This window comes from Macrococcus lamae, from assembly GCF_004359545.1.
Classification (GTDB): Bacteria; Bacillota; Bacilli; order Staphylococcales; family Staphylococcaceae; genus Macrococcus; species Macrococcus lamae.
In genome coordinates this window covers 1-3,153 of record NZ_SCWB01000029.1, presented here as the reverse complement: position 1 = coordinate 3,153, position 3,153 = coordinate 1, and the positions used below count along the sequence as shown (strand labels likewise).

4 protein-coding genes are annotated in these 3,153 nt (G+C 31.9%); all 4 read right to left on the bottom strand.

What is annotated here, in order from left to right:
* Positions 1 to 461 precede the first annotated feature (461 nt).
* Positions 462 to 1,049, bottom strand: coding sequence for a hypothetical protein (locus ERX29_RS10700; protein WP_133444671.1), 588 nt, complete (start codon positions 1,047 to 1,049; stop codon positions 462 to 464).
* A gap of 78 nt (positions 1,050 to 1,127) precedes the next feature.
* Positions 1,128 to 1,514, bottom strand: a complete 387-nt coding sequence (locus ERX29_RS10695) for a GNAT family N-acetyltransferase (protein WP_424960638.1) — start codon at positions 1,512 to 1,514, stop codon at positions 1,128 to 1,130.
* 110 nt (positions 1,515 to 1,624) lie between these two features.
* The gene (locus tag ERX29_RS10690; protein ID WP_133444669.1) at positions 1,625 to 2,371 is read right to left on the bottom strand and encodes a class I SAM-dependent methyltransferase; all 747 of its coding nucleotides are present in this window, start codon (positions 2,369 to 2,371) and stop codon (positions 1,625 to 1,627) included.
* A gap of 48 nt (positions 2,372 to 2,419) precedes the next feature.
* Positions 2,420 to 2,935 carry an AAA family ATPase gene (locus tag ERX29_RS10685; protein WP_133444668.1) on the bottom strand — a complete coding sequence of 172 codons (516 nt, stop codon included), beginning with the start codon at positions 2,933 to 2,935 and terminating at the stop codon, positions 2,420 to 2,422.
* Positions 2,936 to 3,153: the final 218 nt, after the last annotated feature.

The following is a 3,153-nucleotide window of genomic DNA, read 5'->3' as shown; positions in this document are numbered from 1 at the left end:
AGAAATGGTCCGCAGGCTTTATTCCCAACTGGTCATTAGTCATGAACCAGCTTCTTCTTCATGAACAGATTAAGGACAGAGTGGTTAAGTATATGGAGTAACTTACACACTTAACTTGACACACCCCATTAGTCATGAACCAGCTTCTTCTTCATGAACAGATTAAGGACAGAGTGGTTAAGTATATGGAGTAACTTACACACTTAACTTGACACACCCACTGAAACTATTTCCTATTTATTTCCTCCTGACTATACGTTCGTTATCATTTTCATATGCTGTTTTATAGCGGGAATATTATATCTCTGTTCATTATTTTTTACGGTACGTTTATTCATGATGAACCGGTCTATATTAAATTTACTGTTACTAATCATTTATCTTTTAATATGGGCTTTAATGTTCTGGTTTAATCTGTTTATGGTTGGAATAAGAATGTAATAAAACATATCTCAAAGATATTAATTTTGGTTACTTGCATAAGTTGAAGGATATTCATTGCTGACATTCCAACAAATAATTGTCGTGCTGTCACGAACATTATTTTCCTTTATATCATTTAATAGATTGTAAATAGAACTAGTTAAGTTTTCTTTATCCAAAGAATTATATATATTTAAAGAATCACTATAGTTTGTATTAAGGCATTCTGTTAAACCATCTGTGGTCAAAAATATCAAATTATCACCATTCCTCAGTTCTTTTATCCCAGAACTGAAACATGGTACTTCTTGATCAAAAGTATTAATCTGACCAACCCATTCATAAAAACTTCGATGGTTCTGCATCGTTTCAATAGTTGATTGATTTGCACTTATTTCATTTAGAACAAGAGTGACACTTTCATATGTATTATGTCCGTCAAAAATAGCAGCAAGCTCCCAGTCATAATCTAAATTACTCCATATTAGACAGCCATCTTCGTTCTTATACTGGCCAGCAGAACTATTGCCTCCAAAACATCCGACGGTAATATGATTCACTTTCTCAATATGAATTTCATCTATATAAGGTTTATTGTCCCCGTTCCACACAAAACCCTTATCCATAATGTTTCTCAATATAGTTATTCAAACGTTGACAAAGCTGTTCTACTGCAACCATATTATCTCCCTTCTCTATGTTCATCATTTTGATATCCATTCATATTGAATATCAGGTAGGTTTTCTTCATTTTCGTGTCCTCGCCCAATGATTTTAAATCCATTCTTTTCATAAAATCGTTGCGCATTTACATTTACTTCAAACGTATATAATGATAATCTCCCACTTGATTTTGCTTTTGCTTTATCTAATAATGTTTGACCTATATCCATTCCTTGATAATCTATATGAATATAAAGTTGGCTTATTTCCGTTTCATTAGAAGCAACCATTCCCACTACTCTATTGTCAATTAAGGCTAAATTTATTTGAAACTCTTCTGGTAATATATTATTTAAAAAATAAACGTGATTATCAAAGCTATGAATTTCTTTCTGACAAATGGCCTGTTCCTTACTATCTCGCCACATTTTCACTGTTTGTTCAGCATACTTTGGATTATACTGAGTAATTAAAATTTGGTTTCGGTTCACGACTATACCTCCTCAAAAAGATGTCTATTATAAAAATAAATTACTTGTTAGTGATTAACAGCTATCAGAGTATACTCCCAAGGAATATTTTCATTGTTCCATCCTCTATGTTCATCATATTGCTTAATGGTAAATCCCTCTTTTATTACCGTATTCAATATATCACTCAACGTATGATGTTTAAGCAATACATCTAGAAACTCTTTCTGTTCTTCTGTAGAGAAAAACGGTTTATAAGCAATGTTACAAGGCATAACAGGCTGATCAAAATAATTATTCAAATATTGGTTATTTTCATTGATACAATTTTTAATAGGATGGTAATCACTAAGAATTAAAATTCCATTCTCATTTAATATTTTTTGCAGAATATTAAATAGCCTGCTTAAATCATCAAAGTAATGAAGAATACCTCCTTCAAGATAGAGGATGTCGAACATTTCATTAAATTTACTAATATCGATATCGTATATATCAGTAACGATATAATTAACATTAGTTCCAGCATGTTTTGCAAGTTCTAGAGCATATTTCTTATTTTCTTCGGATATATCAAATACAGTAACATCCGCACCTAGAAGAGCAAGAGGAACTGCTTTCCGACCATTAGATCCACAAATATTTGCTATCTTCTTACCTTTGACATCTTTAAATAAATCCTGATGTTTCTTGAGATGAACTAAAGGGTCCATAATTATAGCTGCTACTTTATCTTTTGGAGTACCGTCACGCATCACCCAGAAATCATATGCTCTACATTCCCAGGCTTTTTTATTATTATCACTTTGATTCATAGTACCTCCTCAAATAGATAGTTATAGTAACGATGTGCTGCTCTGATACTAATATTTTAAAAAATCATTTCCTTTTTTATGTATATCATCGTTAATTTTATTTAAAATATCTTCCTGACACAGATCATCATGAATGATATGTTCTTGGTCAACTCCAATGACATCTGAGTCAAGATACCATTTTCGCATTTCATTTTCACCGAATGACACATCTTTGAACTGATGACGCCTTAGTGTTTCTTCAAACGATATCTCGAAGTAATAAACCAGTACATCGGGATGATATCTGGTATATATTCTTCTCAACATATCGCCGTGTTTGTTATTGGTTAAAATGCCTTCAAGAATAATATATTTACAATTCTGCATACCAAAATCCACTAAATTCTCTAAAAGGCTGGTTGAAAGCGATCCTACTGTATCTTTCGTTCTCAGCATCTGACGTCTGACAACATCCTGCGAAATAAGTATTGTTCCTTCGCCGAGATTTTCCTGCAGTAATTTTGCTGTAGATGTCTTACCGCTTCCAGAGTTTCCTCTTAAAATTATTAATTGGGCTGCCATCTTTCACCTCGTAACATTTAACTGTATAGAACCTTTGTACTTCTAAATCCAGCATTGTATTATTAAAAATAAATTTATATAATTATATCACTAGTGTTGCATAAAAATATTTCAACCTACGGTTTTAAATGGAATATTCTAAAAATTTATTTTCTGTACAAAAAAAGTCCTTTATAATGGTTGGAGGTAGTAATACACATCCAAATCCAATACAAAGG

What these genes read in the sequence shown, in the direction of transcription:
- ERX29_RS10690 (WP_133444669.1), bottom strand. Translation starts at nt 2,371, where the DNA reads ATGAATCAAAGTGATAATAATAAAAAAGCCTGGGAATGTAGAGCATAT.
- ERX29_RS10685 (WP_133444668.1), bottom strand. Translation starts at nt 2,935, where the DNA reads ATGGCAGCCCAATTAATAATTTTAAGAGGAAACTCTGGAAGCGGTAAG.
- ERX29_RS10700 (WP_133444671.1), bottom strand. Translation starts at nt 1,049, where the DNA reads ATGGATAAGGGTTTTGTGTGGAACGGGGACAATAAACCTTATATAGAT.
- ERX29_RS10695 (WP_424960638.1), bottom strand. Translation starts at nt 1,514, where the DNA reads ATGTGGCGAGATAGTAAGGAACAGGCCATTTGTCAGAAAGAAATTCAT.